This window comes from Acetobacter aceti (genome assembly GCF_002005445.1).
Classification (GTDB): Bacteria; Pseudomonadota; Alphaproteobacteria; order Acetobacterales; family Acetobacteraceae; genus Acetobacter; species Acetobacter aceti_B.
The window spans coordinates 1,844,948-1,862,209 of the sequence record NZ_CP014692.1; the positions used below are offsets into that span (position 1 = coordinate 1,844,948).

Here is a 17,262-nt window from a genome sequence, read left to right on the forward strand (position 1 = left end):
TAGCGCGGCGGGCCGCCATCACTCAGCGCTTTTCGAGGAAGGTCTTGAGCAAATTCACCACCCGGTCGGTGATGGCGGGCGCATCTTCGCTCTCGGATGAAATCCGGACAAAACGCTCGGGCTCGGCATCGGCAATCTCGCGGAATCCTGCCGCCAGACGGGCGTGAAAGGCACGATCCGCGCTTTCATACCGATCGAGCGGAGCATCCTGCCCGGACAGATCCGCCGCGCGTGCCGTAATACGACGATGGCCGGTATCCAGACCGACCTCGAACAGCACGGTCAGATCCGGCTTCAGATCAACAAGATTGATCAGGGAGCGGATCATCCCGATCAGGGCTGGGTCACCCTCTCCACGGCCGTAGCCCTGATACGCCATGGTGGAATCGAAAAAACGGTCACAGAGAACGATCTTCCCGGCTTCCATGGCGGGCCGGATGACCTGATCGACATGATCACAGCGGGCCGCGAAGTGAGTCATGATCTCGGCGCGCGCTGAAAGATCGTGCTTTCCGAAGAGCAGCAGCTCCCGCAGGGCTTCCGCACCGGGGGAACCACCGGGCTCGCGCGTCGCCACAACCTCATAGCCGAGCGCTTCGAGACGAGGCGCTACAGCCCGGAGCTGGGTCGATTTACCGGCGCCTTCTCCTCCTTCAAAGGTGATGAAGGCGCCGGGGCTTTTGCCTGCGACGCTCACCTTATGAGTGACGCTTCATGCCAAGACGCGCGGCGATCCGGCCACCGAAGCCCAGTTTGGACACGCTTGAGCCTGCTTCCACCGGAACAGTGATGACCGTTGGCTGCGGAGCGGTCGCTGCAGGAGCAGCGACCCCCACTACAGCCGCCGGAGGCACCAGAGCCGTCTGACTGCCAGGAAGTGTGATGGTGAGCTGGCCGAGTGACTGACCCGCTGTCACCGGTGCGGCGACAGGTGAGAGATAATCCACGGAAATATGTACGCGGGACTGCCAGCCGTGCGGCAGCAGGAATGTCACGTCACGGGACGCCACGACAGGCACGGTCGCGTCCTGCCCCATCCAGACCGGAGCCTGCTCAAGCACCTGCCCTTTACGCGCAATGACGGCCAGCTCGAAATTGGCGAAAGCCCAGCCGAGCAGACGCTCGCCTTCGTGCGCGCGGATGTTGGTGCTCGCCATGCCGTTGATCGCCATGACCACACGGCGACCATCCCGCTTGGAAGACGCGCAGAGGCCGAAACCGCCCGCATCCGTGTGACCGGTTTTCAGTCCGTCCGCGAGCCCCTTGTCGACCAGAACATTACGGTTGCCCTGATTGATCTTGTTGAAGGCGAACGAAGTCTCGGAGAAGAAATGATAATATTGCGGGAAGTCGCGGATGAGATGCGTCGCGATGGTGCAGACATCACGCGCCGACATGTAGTGGCCTTCAGCGGGCCAGCCGGTCGTGTTCATGAAGTGGGAATTGCTCATTCCCAGCTTCGCGGCCGTGTCATTCATCACGGCGACAAACTGTTCTTCCGAGCCGGAAATGCCTTCAGCCAGAACGATGCAGGCGTCGTTGCCGGACTGGATCAGCATACCCTGGATCAGATCCTGCACCAGAATGCTCTCGCCCAGCGGCACGAACATCTTCGAGCCCTGCATGCGCCAGGCTTTCTCGCTGACGGGCAGCATCTGGTCGAGCTTGATACGCCCCGCATTCAGCATGCCGAACACGACATAGGCGGTCATCATCTTGGTAAGAGATGACGGCGCCATATGATCGTCAGCCGCTTTCTCCAGCAGAACCTGTCCGCTGTCGAAGTCGGTGATGCAGGCCCAGCGCGCGACCGTATCGACCGGGCCGATCGGCGTCATCGCGGGCGTCGCATCAGCAGCGACCGCCGGGGCTTCGGCAGGTGAGGCAGCTTTCCCGCCATGCCTGGAAGCATGATGAGGTTTTGCCGCGAGCGCCGTGCCTGACAGGCCGACACCATTGAAAAGGCCCGCGCCACCGGTGATGGCGGCCGCGCCGCTGGCAAGAAGTATCCGACGGGTCTGCACGTTCCCAATCCTATTCGACGACAATGTGGGCCCCCGTTAACCCGAGGGCCAGGGCATGGTCCAGTGCTGCATCCGCATCAGCAACACCGGAAAATGGTCCGACGCGAACGACCCAGCCGGGACCATTGTTGTCAGAGGCGTAATTCACCGTTCCACCGGCGCGTGCCGCTTCTATCGACGCATAGGACCGCTGTGTAAATCGACCGACTTCAATCCAGAGGCTTCCTGCGGTCGCCCACCCCTGCGTGTAGACCACGGGAAGGGCCGGAAGAGTAACAGGCTGCTTCTGTTGTGAGCCGATCTCGGACCGGCCAACCGAAGCCGTTTTCGGCATGGCGGGTGTGTCAAGCGATTCGGTCTGGACCGTTCCGACTGGCGCTGCCTGCATCTCCAGCAAAGGGCCGCCCGGCAACGTTTCAGCGAAGAGTCGGCTGGGCAACTCATCCTCGATCACCTCAACCCGCGCCGGATCACGACCCATGCCGAGCGCAAGCGCTGCCTGTGGCGTAAGCGAAATCAGCCGGCCGCGCTGCTTCGGACCTCTGTCATTCAGACGCACTTCAATCTGTCGGCCATTATCCAGATTGCGGACAGTCACCTGCACAGGCAACTGAAGGGTCGGATGCGACCCTGTCATGGCTTTGGAATCGTAGACCTCGCCGTCCGCCGTGATATGCGGCGAGATGTCTGCATCCACCACAGCCAGACCGGTCTCCCGCCAGGCAAATTCCTGCCGTGGATAAAGCCAGACACCATCCTGATTATAGGCGGCGCCGACTTCATAATGAATATGGGAAGGCGGCAGGGGTGGAGCCGGTTTATGACATCCTGCGAGAAGGATTGTCACACCCGGAATCAGCCACCACGCTCCGGTCTGCCTTCTCATGCAGCCAGACCTGAGACTCATGTTGCAAGATTACCCATCAGTCCGACGCCCAGCGCATAATAATCCGAGGGGTTGTAGCGGCGGATCACGTTGAAATTGTGATACACCATGAAGGCTTCACCACCGACTCCATCGGGGCGGACAATGGCTCCCTCCACCTCCGGTCGCCCGAAAGCCGTTCCATCCTTGCGGCGCACGCCCACCGCCATCCATGCCTGAAGCGTCCGCGGGTGCTCGCGGCCCACAGCGGACTGCGCGAGAGAATCCGGAACACTGATTTCCTGTCCCCATGGTTCGCCTGTCTTCCAGCCGGATTTGGCCAGATAGTTCCCGATGGACATCATCACATCGGGAATATTTTTCCAGATATCGGCATGCGGTGAGCCGTCAAAAGCCCGGGCATATCTCAGATAGGCGCTCGGCATGAACTGCGGCTGCCCCATCGCGCCTGCGTAACTCCCCGTCATGGACGCGGGAGCAATGCGGCCCTCGCCAAGAATCTGCAGCGCTTTCAGAAGTTCGGAGCGGAAAAAAGCGGCCCGGCGGCCGTCGAACGCCAGTGTCGCAAGCGCGTCAATCACGTTGAAACCACCTGTGATCCGGCCATAATAGGACTCAAGCCCCCAAATTCCCATGACGGGCTGGCGGTCCACACCGGTTGCGGCTTCGACTCTCACGAGCGAACCATGCTGCTTTGCGTAAGCCGCACGACCTGCGTCGATCTTGGCCTGTGTCAGCACCTTTGCCCGATACTGTGCCCAGGTCAGCGTGAATTCCGGCTGATGACGATCAAGCTGCAAAACCCGCGCATTCGGCTGGTGGGTCTGGGCAAGGGCTTCACTGACCAACTCGTCCGGCAACCCCATCCCGATCGCCTGGCTGCGAACGCCTGCGAGAAACTGCGCGTAAGATCCCGTCGCTGCGTGAAGAAGTCCGGGACGCAGGGAAACGGCAGAACCGAGCCCACCGAGAAGCAGACCTCGCACTGCGGAACGACGGTTGATCATGCAAGTCATACCGGCACATTCTCCAAAATGCTGCGCTGCCTGTCGGCACACAGGGAGAACATTCCCTCCGTGCTCATTCACGCTTTCCTTTACTGCGATCGCAGAGGCTTCTCCAGAGGGTTGATGAGCCTATTTTACAGAAGGAGCATCGGGCTTCAGGAGACGACGTTCGGCAATGCCAAAGAAGATGAAATGTTCGAACGGATTTGTATCGGGACCGACATCCGGATTGGCAGCCAGATAGGCGTGTGAATCGAAGTGGGGGTTGGGATTTCTCCCCTCCCGCCAGCCTGTCTCGATATAATGGCGACTGGGATCGATATTGGCCTGACGCACATCCGGATGCTGCTTCAGATACCACTCACGATCAAAAAAACGCACGGCGACGGGCAGTGCTTTCGCTTCTGCTTCGGTCATCCGGGCGACTGGACCGACCGTTTTTCGTGATGATGGAGCTGTGGATGAGCCGGAGTGTGTGGCCGATTTCATCATGGGACGGCGACGCACCGCCAGAGCGGCCGGTGCTGGCCGATTTCCAAGAACGCTCCTGAGGGCGGCCAGTCGCGCCGCGCCCGTTGCAGGCAAGTTCGGAATTTCGCGGGCAAGTTCGGCCAGGGAAAATAGTTTTTCTGACATGCGCGAACCTTCCCGCTCTATTAATTGGACAGGGCACCCTAACCGCAAATACTCGGAAGTTAAGTCTTTTTTAACAAACAAGCTCCCTCGGAAGTCAATTGTCTATCCGCTGTGCGTTTTTGGAAACTGGAGTTCAGCCCCGGCTCGTGCAAAGAAGCGCCATGCCTTTCAACCTGTCCAATATTCTGACCACCGGCCTGACAACAGCGGCGCACACCCCGTTATGGCAGGCTGTGACGATCATTATCGGGACGTTCATTCTTGAGGATGGCGCGACTATTCTGACGGCCATCGCCGTCGGAGATGGGGCCGTGGCCCTCCAGCTCGCCCTGCCCGCTCTCTATGTCGGAATCGTTGCAGGAGATGCCGGATTATACGGGCTTGGACGGCTGGCAGCCCTCTGGCCACCAGCCCGGCGCTGGGCACCGTCCCAGGCCGGAAAAGAGAACAGCCCAGGGGCAAAATGGTGGCGTGGCGCCGCTCTCTTCCGGGTCATTTTTGTGTCCCGTTTCATTCCCGGCTCCCGCCTCCCGATCTACACTGCCAGTGGTTTTTTCAATGCCGGTTTCAGGGTTTTCATCCTCGCGACTGCTCTGGCGACGCTTTTGTGGACAACCGCGTTATTTGCACTGTCGCTGAAAATGGGTCAGATCCTGCTGGATGAGCTTGGTGTCTGGCGCTGGCTTGGTGTGGCAGGATTCATCGTGGCGATTGTTCTGGTGGGACGTCACATCGCCCGCATGCAATCGCCATCTGCACGGGGTTAAGGCGATAATGGATCATTTGGATGGAACGGGTCTTGCCGACCTTGACGCGGAGGACACTGTGACATCAGTCCTCGTGACGGAGCCCTCTTCACGCAGTACGCGTCCCCACAGCCATATCTCCGGCGGTTCAGGGGCGCACAACAAAACATTACGGCCCGCCATCCTGCACCACGAAGGCAAGAAAAGGTCTTTCATCAGCAGTCTTCTGGCCCATCTGCGTGGCCGGAATGTGGAGAACGCAGAGCCCGTCAGTTTTTTTGAGTTCTGGCCGGGCTGGCTCTTCTACACGCCGATTGTCGCCTACTGGCTCGCGCTGGGCGTACGCTACCGCGATATGGGCCTGCCAACGGCGGCAAACCCCCTGATTGCAACCGGCGGTCTCTGCGGCGAGAGCAAGAGTTCGATCCTTGATATGGCCGGCCCGTTCGCAAAAGGCTTCATTGCGCCCTATGTGATTCTGGACACGGATCGCGACGATCTGAACCGCGCCGAAGCGGCGATGAAAGCTGCGGACATCACCTGCCCTGTCGTCGTCAAGCCCGACGTGGGCTGCAACGGAACAGGCGTGAAGCTCGCCCGCACACGGGCTGATCTGGAACAGATTCTTCAGGAATATCCCCGGGGAGTCCGTCTCATGCTCCAACGGCTGATCCGTTGGGAACATGAAGCCGGTCTTTTCTATATCCGTCACGCCGGAGAAAAGCAGGGACGCATCACCTCCGTCACCTATAAGGATGTGCCCGTTCTGCTGGGTGACGGGGAATCGACTGTTGCCGAGCTGCTCGACCGTGATCCCCGGACAAAACTGCTGCCGCATATCTACCGGCCTCGTCTGGCAGACCGTCTGGACGACGTGCCTGCTCCTGGCGAAGGTCTTCCGCTGGTCTTTACCGGAAATCACTGCAAAGGCTCGGTTTTCCGCAACGGTGCGGCTGACATTACACCTGAACTGACCGCGGTTCTGGACCGTATCATGCAGGACATTCCGGAATTCCATTTTGGCCGCGTGGACGTGAAGTTCAGGTCTCCAGACGCTCTTCGGCGCGGTGAGGATTTCGAAATCATCGAGATCAATGGCGTGGGATCGGAAGCGACACACATCTGGGATGCCCGCACCAGTCTACGGGAAGCCTATGCGGCGCAATTCCATCACTATGGCGAGGCGTTCCGCATCGGCGCCGAAAACCGCAAGCGTGGCTGGAAATCCACTCCCCTGCCTGCAGGGTTTCGCCTCTGGTTCGAACAGCGCCGGCTACTGCGTTCCTATCCGCTGAACGACTGACAAGGGAGAGTAGCCCCTGATATCGTTACCGATATCAGTTTACGGGCAGACCTCCACTTCCAAAGATGTAATTGCTCACCTGCTGCTCAAGGCTGACGGGCTCACGGGTGTTGTCGAGAGCGTCACCGGCCTTTGTAACCTGACTGGATTTTCCGGGTTCGATCATCAGGGCATTATCGCCCGACATGGTCATGGACCCGACGCTCAGAACGCTGTCGATTGGAAAATGCAACGTATCGTTGACTTCGAATCTGACGACAGCCAGTTGCGTTTCGGAATCAAGGCGTACATCGGAGACACGCCCTACAACCACTCCCGCCATGGCGACCGACGCGCCGGGGTTGAGACCATTCGCGGAAATAAAGCTGGCTGAGAGCGGATAACGGGAGATACCAAAACTGGTCTGGGTTCCGTGGGCGTAGACGGCAAACCCTATTGCAGCAGCCAGAACGCCAAAACTGAAAACAATGGTGCCTGTCTGTCGGTTGCGAGCCATTCCTGCGTCCTTTTATCGAGCATTTCTGAACGCTCGTCATTCTTCAATAAGGCTTCACGACCCCTTACGGTCAAGCCGATGGGAAAAAAGAATAACGGCCTGATACCAAAACGATCATAAACGCAGTATCCCTGCCTGATAAGGCGCGTTAATTTTACCGCAAATGTGCGGGCGACTCACTCCCGTATCACGCTTGAGTCGTCAGGCTTTCAGGAACGGGTTTAATCTATGTCTTTGCTGCAGGCCCTCATCATTGCAATTCTTCAGGGGGCAACAGAGCTCTTCCCCGTCAGCAGTCTGGGGCACGCGGTGCTGCTGCCTGCCCTTCTGCACTGGCCCTTCGACGAAAACGATCCGACCTTCCTGCCTTTTCTCGTCATGCTGCACCTTGGAACATCCGTCGCGCTGTTCGTGTTTTTCTGGCGTGACTGGGCAGCCATCATTGGCGGCGCTCTCGGACTGCATGGCAGACGTTACCGCCTTGAGAGTTTCCGCATACTCTTCCTGCTGGCTATCGCCACTGTCCCTGCCGTTATCTGCGGCGGCCTGTTCGAACATCTTTTCCGTCACCTGTTCGGCTCTCCGCTGCCGGTGGCGGGCCTGCTTGTCGCAAATGGTGTCATGCTCCTGCTCGTGGAACAACTGCGTTCACGAATGGCTCCACTTCATGGCGAAGACCCTGAGGCCGGACGACCGATAGCCAGCCTGACGGCACGGGACGCGCTGTTCATCGGACTGTTCCAGTGCCTTGCCCTGTTCCCGGGCATGTCCCGTTCCGGGGCGACCATCGGAGGGGGCCTCCTGCGCGGACTGCATCATGATGTCGCCGCCCGTTTTTCGTTCCTGATGGCTGAGCCGATCATTCTGGCGGCCACAGCTCACCAGATCCTGAAAATGCGCCACGTTCCTGTCACGCATGAGCAGATCCATCTTGGCGTCATTGCCGCCTGTGTCTCCGGTGTGACCGCCCTGATCTGCACCGCTATCCTGATGCGCTTCTTCAGACAGCACGATCAATGGGCCCTGGCTCCTTTTGCCTATTATTGCATCGTGCTCGGACTGGGTTCGCTCGCCTACCTGAGTGGCGTTCTGTAACGCATACGCTCGTTCCCCATGAGCTGACAGTCCCATGAAGGATTGCGGATCATGGGGAGAGCAGCCCCGTAACGGCGACTCTCCCGCCGACAGTGTTTTCCAGACAGAACAGATCGCCTCCGAACATGACAGAACCACGACGCAAAACGGTCGAGCAGGCTGTGCAGGCCAGCGAAACGTCCGGATTGCGACGTACGATGGGGCCTTTTCACCTGATCATGCTGGGTGTCGGCTCAACCGTTGGTGCGGGGATCTACGTGATGGCCGGTACCGCAGCCGCCAATTACGCCGGTCCCGCCGTCATCCTCTCTTTTGTCATTGCGGGTCTCGCCTGCCTGTTCACGGCATTTTCATACGCTGAACTGGCTTCCTCCATCCCGGTCGCCGGTTCAGCCTATACGTACGCCTACGTCTCCCTTGGCGAGCGAGCCGCCTGGTGGGTCGGCTGGCTGCTGCTGCTTGAATATGGCGTATCCTGCGCTGGCGTTGCGTCCGGATTTTCCGGTTACGCCGTCAGTTTTCTGCGTGATCTGGGCATTGTCATCCCCAATTTCCTCCATGTGTCGCTGATCACCGTATCCATGACGACGAACGACACAGTACTCTCAGCCGGATGGCGCGTTGACCTGCCCGCAACGGTTTCTGTTCTCGCCGTAACGGGCATGCTGATGCGGGGTGTGACAGAATCCATCACCATCAACACGGCTATCGTGCTGCTCAAGACGATAACTCTCCTGATCTTTGTCGCAGTAGGTCTGACCGCAATCCATCCGGCCTACTGGCACCCTTTCCTGCCTCCTTCGCAGGGCGCTTTCCGCTACGGCATGGCAGGCGTCTTTCGAGCGGCTTCAGTCGTGTTTTTTGCCTATGTCGGTTTCGAGGCCGTTTCGACCGCATCGACCGAGGCCCGTTCACCCAGACGCGATATTCCCATCGGGATCATAGGGTCGCTACTGCTCTGCACCCTGATCTACCTCTGCGTCGCACTGGTCCTCACAGGGGTCGTGCCCTGGCAACAACTCGATGTCTCTGACCCTCTGGCGCTGGCCGCCGATGCGATCGGCTCGCCGACTCTCGCGGTACTGGTGAAGCTGGCGGGAGTGATCGGGCTATGTTCCGTTCTGTTTGGTCTCCTCTACGGACAGAGCCGGATCTTTTTCACGATGGCTCAGGATGGACTTCTGCCGCCGGTCTTCAATCGATTGCACCCCCTGTTTCACGCTCCGGTTGCCGGTTCGCTGCTTCTGGGAACACTCGTGGCTCTGACTGCCGCCACACTGCCTATCGATATCATCAGCGATCTTGTCAGCATTGGTACGGCAGCCGCATTCGGCGTTGTCAATCTGACGGTTATCAGAGATCGTTCAGTGCGCCCCGGAGCGGAACGCCCCTATCGGGCGCCTCTCGGGGGCGTATGGGTCGGTCGCATCTGGATAGGACTTACTCCCCTGCTGGGAATCACGTTTGCCATCGTGATGATGGTGCCTCTCCTGATCGAGCTGATCCACGGCATTCTCTCGGGCAATCGGCTGCCGGCGATTCTTCTGGCCGTATATTTCGCTTCCGGCGCAGCAATTTACCGTTTTTATGGCCAGTCTCATTCAGAATTTGCCCGTAACACGAAGGATATGGCGTCCTGACCCCTGATATGGGTTGACGCCGCTGCCGCATCTGGATATTTCAGCGCTCACCGGCGCGATGGCGGTGTAGCTCAGCGGTAGAGCAGGGGAATCATAATCCCTTGGTCGGCGGTTCAAATCCGTCCACCGCTACCATCGGCCGGTCTTTTCTCTCAAAATAAATATGCGGTATCATTCCAGCTACTCCTTTGGAATGCTGAGAAAATCTCGCGTTACTCCTCCCCTTACCGTCCCGCAGTCAGGCCAAAGATCTCGCTGATCGGAAGATATGCTTCGCCTACCGTCTCTTCGGTCGACGGGATATCGTAGCCGTTAAAAACTGAGCATCCCCGTTGAGGATGACGGAAAGCTGAGGGACCAGAAAAGATATCCAGAGCAATTCCACTGAACTCTGGCCCAGTGGAATTGCTCTAATTCATTGTTTATCGAGCATATTCACCAGTTCGAATGTGTCCATTCAAACTGGATATGCTCTAGCCACGCAAACCTTGTTATCCCGCTCTGGTTTCTCTCGGGACGGATAAAGCGCTGGCCCCTGGAAACAATGAATTTCTCGATGAAGCATCCAGAGCGCCGTACAGGAACCATAGCAACGCACCGGTTTTGATCGTTACCGCATTTGCCCCGATGCAGAGAGAAGTCGAGAAATAAACAGCCAGCATTGTTTTCATGATGGCGGCTTCTGGCGAAGAATTTCGGTGAAAGGCTATGAGTATCCATAAGGTTACCGTCAGCAGAACGCCGAGATTATTACACAGATAAGCATAACCGGTATCCGCTGTATAAACCGGCGACGGCGCCAGCCCAAACCACGATGCAAGGCTCCAGTCATCAAGCAGCCTGCCTGAAAACAGGAGCCTTCCCTTAAAATCATCCGAAAGAATGCCTGGATGCACTCCGGGGATTTCGTGTGTCGATCCAACCACAGTCAGTATCGTCATGACCAGAACCGGCAGCCCGATTACAAACAGAGACGAGCGTACCAGAGGCGTAAAACGCAGCATCACCATCAAAAAACAGCAGCCGGTTGCGAACCGGGAATCTCCCAGAATGATACAGAGAAATCCGAGCGCCAGAATGACCAGCATTTCGCTCCCGGAGCCTTTTTTCCAGAGGCTCAATCCCCATGCAAACAGGATGGTGGCATAATTGCCAAGGGACACAGGTTCCAGAAATACGGAAGAAATACGGGCGGAACCAAGAAGCGATGGAAAATAGGTGCGTGCATCCGCAGCACGGTTTCCACTCAAAAAAGACGTTGTATTCTGGTAATTGATAACATTTGTGCCCAACGCACCTTTATCTACATAATACTGCCATACATTAAAGAACTGACCATACACATTAAAAGCGAGAAGCTCGAAGAAACCAAAAAACAGAACAAAAACTATAGATATCCACACTGTTGTCTTTGCCGTTTTCAGGCTTGAAAGCGTTCCCAGCAGATAGAAAACATACGGAATCCAGAGATCATGAAGAATCTTGAGGCTGACAGTAGAGTTAATGAGGTGAGCCCCCACCACATAAGCCGAAATGATTAAAGCCAGCGTGATCGCCAGAGTTTGCATTTGCTGGCGAACATACCAGGTACCTGCGAAAATAATGATCAGCTCTGCAAGCGCGACTACTCCACTTGAGGCGTGCAGAAGCCCTTTCGTATCAAGGAAACAGAGCAGAGGGTTGAACATGATCGCCGCGATAACGAGCCATTTGCCCGCCACAAAACGCGATGAGGCAACAATTTCTCTCTGAAAAACAGGTATTCCTGCGAATTCGGGGGGTTGGGAAACGGCAACACTCATGGCACCCCGCAGACAATGGAAGGCTGTCGAAACAGATCAGGAACGATCAGATCTTGCGTCTATTTCCGAACCTAGAACGGCTTCAGAAAGAAAACCACATCACCTTCAACAGACAGCCTGTGTCCCCATGTCTGACGCTCTCCTCTGCATGATGAAAAGGCATCTCAATCTGGAGCCGGGTAGCTACGTGGATAGATAATCTGGCTATCTGGTCCCGGAGGATGAGGTGTGCCCTTCTTGCCGCAACCCGCAAGAGGCAGCGCGATACAGACCAGCGCCACGAACGCTGCAAATCGACGGATCATGAATGCCCCCGCTCTTTTCCAAGTCGTTCAAGCCAACCCTCAGCCTCGCGGCGTACATTGCTGCCCGCTGTGCCACCTTCGCTCACACGCGAGGCAATCGAAGCCTCAACGGTCAGCACGGAATAGAGGTCCTGCGTGATACCCGGCTCCACGGACTGCATTTCCGCAAGGCTCAGATCCGAGAGATCAACCCCCTTCCTCTCCGCCATTGCCACCAACTGGCCGGTGACATGATGCGCCGTGCGGAACGGCACCTTGAGAACACGAACGAGCCAGTCGGCAAGATCCGTAGCGGTCGAGAACCCGGAACCGGCATATTTGCGCATCTGGTCCACATTCGCGGTCAGATCGCGCACCATGCCGTCACAGGCCGCCAGCGTGAGCGCCATCGCTTCCGTCGCCTCGAACACAGGAACCTTGTCCTCCTGCATGTCCTTGGCATAGGCCAGCGGCAGGCCCTTCATGACGGTCAGCAGGCTCACCATCGAGCCCAGCACACGCCCCACCTTGGCACGCGCCAGTTCGGCCGCGTCAGGGTTGCGCTTCTGCGGCATGATGGACGAGCCGGTGGTGAACGCGTCCGTCAGACGGATGAAGCTGAACGGCGATGAGCACCAGATGACAATCTCTTCCGCGAAACGGGACAGGTGCATCGCCATGATGGAGAGCGCCGAGAGATATTCGAGCGCGAAATCGCGATCCGACACGGAATCGAGCGAATTGGCGGTCGGACGGTCAAACCCGAGCGCAGCCGCCGTCATCTGGCGGTCGATCGGAAAGGACGTTCCGGCAAGAGCCGCCGACCCGAGCGGGCACTCGTTCAGGCGCTTGCGGGCGTCCGCCAGACGACCGCGATCACGCGACAGCATCTCGACATAGGCGAGCAGATGATGACCGAACGTGACCGGCTGGGCGGTCTGGAGATGCGTAAAACCGGGCATGGCCGTATCGGCATATTCCAGAGCCCGTGTGGCGAGTGAGCGCATCAGAGCTTCTACCTGCCCGCTGATCCCGTCGATGGCGTCGCGCACCCAGAGGCGGAAATCCGTCGCCACCTGATCATTGCGGGAACGGCCGGTGTGCAGACGCTTGCCCGCCTCGCCGATCCGGTCGCTCAGGCGCGCTTCGATGTTCATGTGGATGTCTTCGAGCGCCTCGTCGAACGGGAACGACCCGGATTCGATCTCAGCCCCGATTTCGGTCAGACCACGTCTGATGGCGGCTTCATCATCGGTGCTGATGATGCCGACCTTCTTCAGCATGGCGGCATGAGCCAGCGAACCCGCGATATCCTGCCGCCACATGACCTTGTCGAACCCGATGGACGCGTTGATCTCGCGCATGATGGCGGATGGACCGCCCGCAAACCGACCGCCCCACTGCACGTTCGCGCTATTTTCTGCCGGGCTTTCTGTCGGCTTGCTCACTGCGTTCTGCTCGTCCACACTCATCAAATGCCTCAACATCACTTTCGCCCCCGCGTCTCGACCGCGAAACTGAAACTGCAGCGGCGTTCCATCCTCATGCTGGCGGGCACCCTAATCGCAGGCATGACACCGCGCAAACCTCTTCATGCGGAAGATATCACGGATGCTCCGCTTTCACTGGCGAAGCTGACGCGAACGCTCCCGCAACCTCTCACCAGCCAGACCATAACCGATGGAGACGGAATCGAGCACTCTCTGGGCGATTTTCGTGGCCGACCCACAATCGTGCATCTTTGGGCGACATGGTGCGGTCCGTGCATTCAGGAGATCCCTGCCCTTGCCACGCTCATTCCATCCCTGACAGCGCAGGGCGTCACCGTGCTGCCCGTTTCGGTCGATCATCGGGGGCCTGAAGTGGTTCGGCCTTTTCTCTCGAAACTGCACAGGGAAGATTTTCCTTCCTTCTATGACCAGAGGCGCGTCATACCGAACAGTCTGGAAGAAACCACCCTGCCCCTCACTCTTTTTCTCAATCGCCAGGGAGAGATCATCTGCCGTCATGCAGGCCCTCTTCAGTGGGATGCCCCTGATGCAGCCGCTGTTCTGCTGCGTCTGATGTCATGAAGGAAAGCACCATGAAACTCAGCGCCCGCAACCAGATCCGCGGCACAGTGACAGCGATCGCAAAAGGCGCCACCACGTCTCACGTCAGCATCGATATCGGTGGATCAATCGTCATGGCCTCCATCACCAACGAAGCGGTGGCCGATCTTGATCTGGTGGTCGGCAAGCCTGCCTACGCCGTCATCAAGGCGTCAGATGTAATGGTGGGCGTGGAAGACTGAAGCATCGGAACGCAGGAGAAACTGCCCCGCTCCGGATCACAGTCTTGACCGGGCCGGTTGGTCCTCTTCATAACGTCCTGCCCCTTATCGGGACAGGACGTAAGTCCATCATGAATTTTAGCGAATGACCAAGCGGGAACGATGACCGGATCGGACAAGACGAACACGAGCAACGCTGAGGCAGACGGTTTTCGCGACACCGTTTTCCTACCGAAGACCTCGTTCCCGATGCGCGGCAATCTGCCTGCGCGGGAACCGGAACTGCTCGCCCGCTGGCAGGAGCTGGATCTCGACGGTAAAATTCTTGCCCAGAGTGAAGGCCGACCGCTGTTCGTGCTGCATGACGGCCCTCCTTACGCCAACGGCAACCTGCATATCGGTCACGCCCTGAACAAGATCCTCAAGGACGTCATCAACCGCAGCCATCGCATGACAGGTTTTGCGGTCCATTACGTTCCCGGCTGGGACTGTCACGGTCTTCCCATCGAGTGGAAGGTTGAAGAGGAGTATCGCAAGGCGAAACGCGACAAGGATTCCATTCCTGTCCTTCAGTTCCGCGGCGAATGTCGTGCATGGGCCGCGAAATGGCTCGACGTGCAGATGGGCGAGTTCCAGCGGCTCGGCGTGCAGGGCGAATGGAACCACCGCTATTCGACGATGGACTACAGTTCGGAGGCCGCCATCGTCGGTGAAATCGGCAAGTTCCTGCTGAACGGCGCGCTTTATCGCGGCCTGCGTCCGGTCATGTGGAGCCCGGTCGAAAAGACGGCGCTGGCGGAAGCCGAAATCGAGTATCACGACCACACCTCCACGACGATCTACGTCGCTTTCCCCATCATCACGGACCCGACTTCGGCAGAGGCGCTCCGCGATGTGTCGGCCGTCATCTGGACCACGACCCCGTGGACGATCCCGGCCAACCGCGCCATCGCCTACAATCCGGAAATCACCTACGTCGTATTCCGCGCCGACGAGACCTCGCCTGATGCGGCCATCGCTCCCGGCATGAAACTGCTGGTTGCCGAAAGCCTTGTCGAGCAGGTCTGCAAGGATTGCGGCATCGTTGAGCACCATATTCTCTACACCATGCCGGGCTCCGCTCTGGATGGGGCCATCGCATCCCATCCTCTGCGGGGTCAGGGCTACGAGTTCGACGTGCCTTTGCTATCCGCCGAGTATGTCACTGCGGACGCAGGCACGGGTCTTGTTCATATCGCCCCGTCGCACGGCGAGGATGACTTTGCGGTCGGCAAGGCGAACGGGATCGAAATTCCTGAACTGATTGCGGATGATGGCCGTTACGTGGACCATGTGCCGCTGTTTGCTGGCATCCACGTCTTCAAGGCTGCCGAGCCTGTCTGCGCGGCCCTCGCCGCCAGCATGACGAAAGCCGCCGAAGAGGGTTCTGCGCCCAATGGCCTTCTGGCGCGTGGCGAACTCGTTCATTCCTACCCGCATTCATGGCGGTCACGGAAACCGATCATCTACCGCGCCACACCCCAGTGGTTCATCCGCATGGATGGTGAAAACCGGATTCGTGAGAAAGCGCTTCAGGCTCTCGGTGACGTCACTTTCGTCCCGGCGCAGGCCCGTAACCGCCTGACCTCCATGGTCGCCGACCGTCCGGACTGGTGCATTTCGCGTCAGCGCGCATGGGGCGTCCCCATCGCCGTGTTCGTGAACAGGCAGACCGGCGAAGTCCTGCGTGACGCCGCCGTCATGGACCGTATCGTCGCAGCCTTCCGTGAGGACGGCGCCGATGCCTGGTATGACAGTGACCCGTCACGCTTCCTCGGCAACGATTACAATGCGGCCGATTTCGAGCAGGTTTTCGACGTTGTCGATGTCTGGTTCGAGAGCGGCTCGACGCATTCTTTCGTGCTGAACAAACCCGGCCTGCGTTTCCCCGCCGACCTGTATCTGGAAGGTTCCGACCAGCACCGCGGCTGGTTCCAGTCTTCCCTGCTGGAAAGTGTCGGGACACGCGGTGTCGCCCCTTACAGGACGCTTGTGACCAACGGCTTCGTGCTCGACGAGCAGGGTCGCAAGATGTCGAAATCCTTGGGTAACGTCATCGCGCCTCAGGACGTGAACGATTCGCTCGGCGCTGACATTCTCCGCCTGTGGGTGATGAATTCCGACACCAACGAAGACCTTCGCATTGGCAAGGAAATCCTCAAGCAGCAGGGCGAGCTTTATCGACGCCTTCGCAATACGCTGCGCTGGCTCCTCGGCGCGCTGGAAGGCTATACTGATGCAGAAGCAGTTCCGTATGCGGAACTGCCCGAACTTGAGAAATGGGTGCTGCATCGCCTGACCGAATTTGACGGCATGATGCGTCAGGCCGTTGAGACGCATGAATGGGTGGGGGTTTACCCTGCCCTGCACGGGTTCTGCACCACCGACCTGTCAGCGTTCTATTTCGATGTCCGCAAGGATGTCATCTATTGCGACGGCACGGACAGCCTGCGTCGTCGTGCGGCTCGTACAGTGCTGGATGTCCTGCATCGTTGCCTCGCCACCTGGCTGGCGCCGGTGCTGGTCTTCACGGCGGATGACGCCTGGACAGCCCGTTTCGGCAAGGACTCCTCCGTGCATCTGGAATCCTTCCCGGTCATTCCGGAGGAATGGAATGATCCGGAACTTGGCGATCGCTGGACGACCCTGCGCGCCGTGCGCCGGATCGTCACCACGGGAATCGAATCCGCCCGCCGGTCCGGACTGATCGGTTCTTCCTTGCAGGCCGCTATCGAGCTGCCTGTCTATGAGGACAAGACTTCCCTGTTTGACGGGGTGGACTGGGCCGATCTGGCGATTGTCTCACAGGCTGAATTCACCATTCTCCCGGCGACAGCGCCACAGGTGGAGAACGGTGCGAATATTCCTTGCGGTGCGCCGGTCGTGACCGTGGCCGAAGGCGAAAAGTGCATCCGTTGCTGGAAAGTCCTGCCTGAAGTCGGACAGAATGCGGCCTATCCGACGCTGTGCGTGCGCTGTGCCGATGTTGTGGCAAGTGATCTGTTCTGCTCTCCAGCGGCTGGCCACTGAGA

Annotated in this window: 16 protein-coding genes and 1 tRNA gene; 8 read left to right on the forward strand and 9 right to left on the reverse strand. The window is 58.5% G+C overall.

Annotated elements, in window-relative coordinates; all coding sequences use genetic code 11:
- Positions 1–22: 22 nt before the first annotated feature.
- From tmk to A0U92_RS18270, 5 genes are all read right to left on the reverse strand, one after another.
- Positions 23–697, reverse strand: coding sequence for a dTMP kinase (gene tmk / locus A0U92_RS08305; protein ID WP_077812814.1), 675 nt, complete (start codon positions 695–697; stop codon positions 23–25).
- 1 nt (position 698) lies between these two features.
- A complete protein-coding gene (locus A0U92_RS08310) occupies positions 699–2,024 on the reverse strand; it encodes a D-alanyl-D-alanine carboxypeptidase family protein (RefSeq protein WP_077812815.1) in 1,326 nt (441 codons plus the stop codon).
- A 10-nt stretch (positions 2,025–2,034) separates the two neighbouring features.
- A complete protein-coding gene (locus A0U92_RS08315; protein ID WP_236748323.1) occupies positions 2,035–2,910 on the reverse strand; it encodes a septal ring lytic transglycosylase RlpA family protein in 876 nt (291 codons plus the stop codon).
- A 17-nt stretch (positions 2,911–2,927) separates the two neighbouring features.
- Positions 2,928–3,917, reverse strand: coding sequence for a lytic murein transglycosylase (locus A0U92_RS08320; protein WP_077812817.1), 990 nt, complete (start codon positions 3,915–3,917; stop codon positions 2,928–2,930).
- Positions 3,918–4,046: 129 nt separating this feature from the next.
- On the reverse strand, positions 4,047–4,553 hold the full coding sequence (locus A0U92_RS18270; protein WP_236748324.1) for a hypothetical protein: 507 nt from the start codon (positions 4,551–4,553) through the stop codon (positions 4,047–4,049).
- Positions 4,554–4,714: 161 nt separating this feature from the next.
- Here A0U92_RS18270 and A0U92_RS08330 point away from each other — a divergent pair, with 161 nt between their 5' ends.
- Entirely contained in the window at positions 4,715–5,320 is a 606-nt protein-coding gene (locus tag A0U92_RS08330) for a DedA family protein (RefSeq protein ID WP_077812818.1), read from the forward strand.
- Positions 5,321–5,534: 214 nt separating this feature from the next.
- Positions 5,535–6,602: a D-alanine--D-alanine ligase gene (locus A0U92_RS08335; RefSeq protein ID WP_408736117.1), complete on the forward strand. Its 1,068-nt coding sequence runs from the start codon at positions 5,535–5,537 to the stop codon at positions 6,600–6,602.
- A gap of 34 nt (positions 6,603–6,636) precedes the next feature.
- Here A0U92_RS08335 and A0U92_RS08340 read toward each other — a convergent pair whose 3' ends face one another.
- Positions 6,637–7,098, reverse strand: coding sequence for an MlaD family protein (locus A0U92_RS08340; protein ID WP_077812820.1), 462 nt, complete (start codon positions 7,096–7,098; stop codon positions 6,637–6,639).
- Between the two features lie 228 nt (positions 7,099–7,326).
- Here A0U92_RS08340 and A0U92_RS08345 point away from each other — a divergent pair, with 228 nt between their 5' ends.
- From A0U92_RS08345 to A0U92_RS08355, 3 genes are all read left to right on the forward strand, one after another.
- Entirely contained in the window at positions 7,327–8,193 is an 867-nt protein-coding gene (locus A0U92_RS08345; protein WP_077812821.1) for an undecaprenyl-diphosphate phosphatase, read from the forward strand.
- A gap of 125 nt (positions 8,194–8,318) precedes the next feature.
- A complete protein-coding gene (locus A0U92_RS08350; RefSeq protein WP_077812822.1) occupies positions 8,319–9,833 on the forward strand; it encodes an amino acid permease in 1,515 nt (504 codons plus the stop codon).
- Between the two features lie 60 nt (positions 9,834–9,893).
- Positions 9,894–9,968, forward strand: a tRNA-Met gene (locus A0U92_RS08355).
- Between the two features lie 356 nt (positions 9,969–10,324).
- Here the strand turns inward: A0U92_RS08355 and A0U92_RS08360 are convergent.
- From A0U92_RS08360 to argH, 3 genes are all read right to left on the reverse strand, one after another.
- Positions 10,325–11,635 (reverse strand): polysaccharide polymerase, encoded by a 1,311-nt coding sequence (locus A0U92_RS08360; protein WP_149026429.1) that lies wholly within the window; start codon positions 11,633–11,635, stop codon positions 10,325–10,327.
- Positions 11,636–11,799: 164 nt separating this feature from the next.
- Positions 11,800–11,940, reverse strand: a complete 141-nt coding sequence (locus A0U92_RS17735) for a hypothetical protein (RefSeq protein WP_187668896.1) — start codon at positions 11,938–11,940, stop codon at positions 11,800–11,802.
- A complete protein-coding gene (gene argH / locus A0U92_RS08365) occupies positions 11,937–13,391 on the reverse strand; it encodes an argininosuccinate lyase (RefSeq protein ID WP_077812824.1) in 1,455 nt (484 codons plus the stop codon). Before argH ends, A0U92_RS17735 begins: the two co-directional genes overlap by 4 nt.
- 3 nt (positions 13,392–13,394) lie before the next feature.
- Here argH and A0U92_RS08370 point away from each other — a divergent pair, with 3 nt between their 5' ends.
- The 3 genes from A0U92_RS08370 to ileS all read left to right on the forward strand — a co-directional run bounded on the left by A0U92_RS08370 (position 13,395) and on the right by ileS (position 17,260).
- Positions 13,395–13,991 (forward strand): TlpA family protein disulfide reductase, encoded by a 597-nt coding sequence (locus A0U92_RS08370; protein ID WP_077812825.1) that lies wholly within the window; start codon positions 13,395–13,397, stop codon positions 13,989–13,991.
- Between the two features lie 11 nt (positions 13,992–14,002).
- Positions 14,003–14,212, forward strand: a complete 210-nt coding sequence (locus A0U92_RS08375) for a TOBE domain-containing protein (RefSeq protein ID WP_077812826.1) — start codon at positions 14,003–14,005, stop codon at positions 14,210–14,212.
- A 141-nt stretch (positions 14,213–14,353) separates the two neighbouring features.
- Complete coding sequence (gene ileS, locus A0U92_RS08380; protein WP_077812827.1) at positions 14,354–17,260, forward strand: isoleucine--tRNA ligase; 2,907 nt, start codon at positions 14,354–14,356, stop codon at positions 17,258–17,260.
- Positions 17,261–17,262 lie beyond the last annotated feature (2 nt).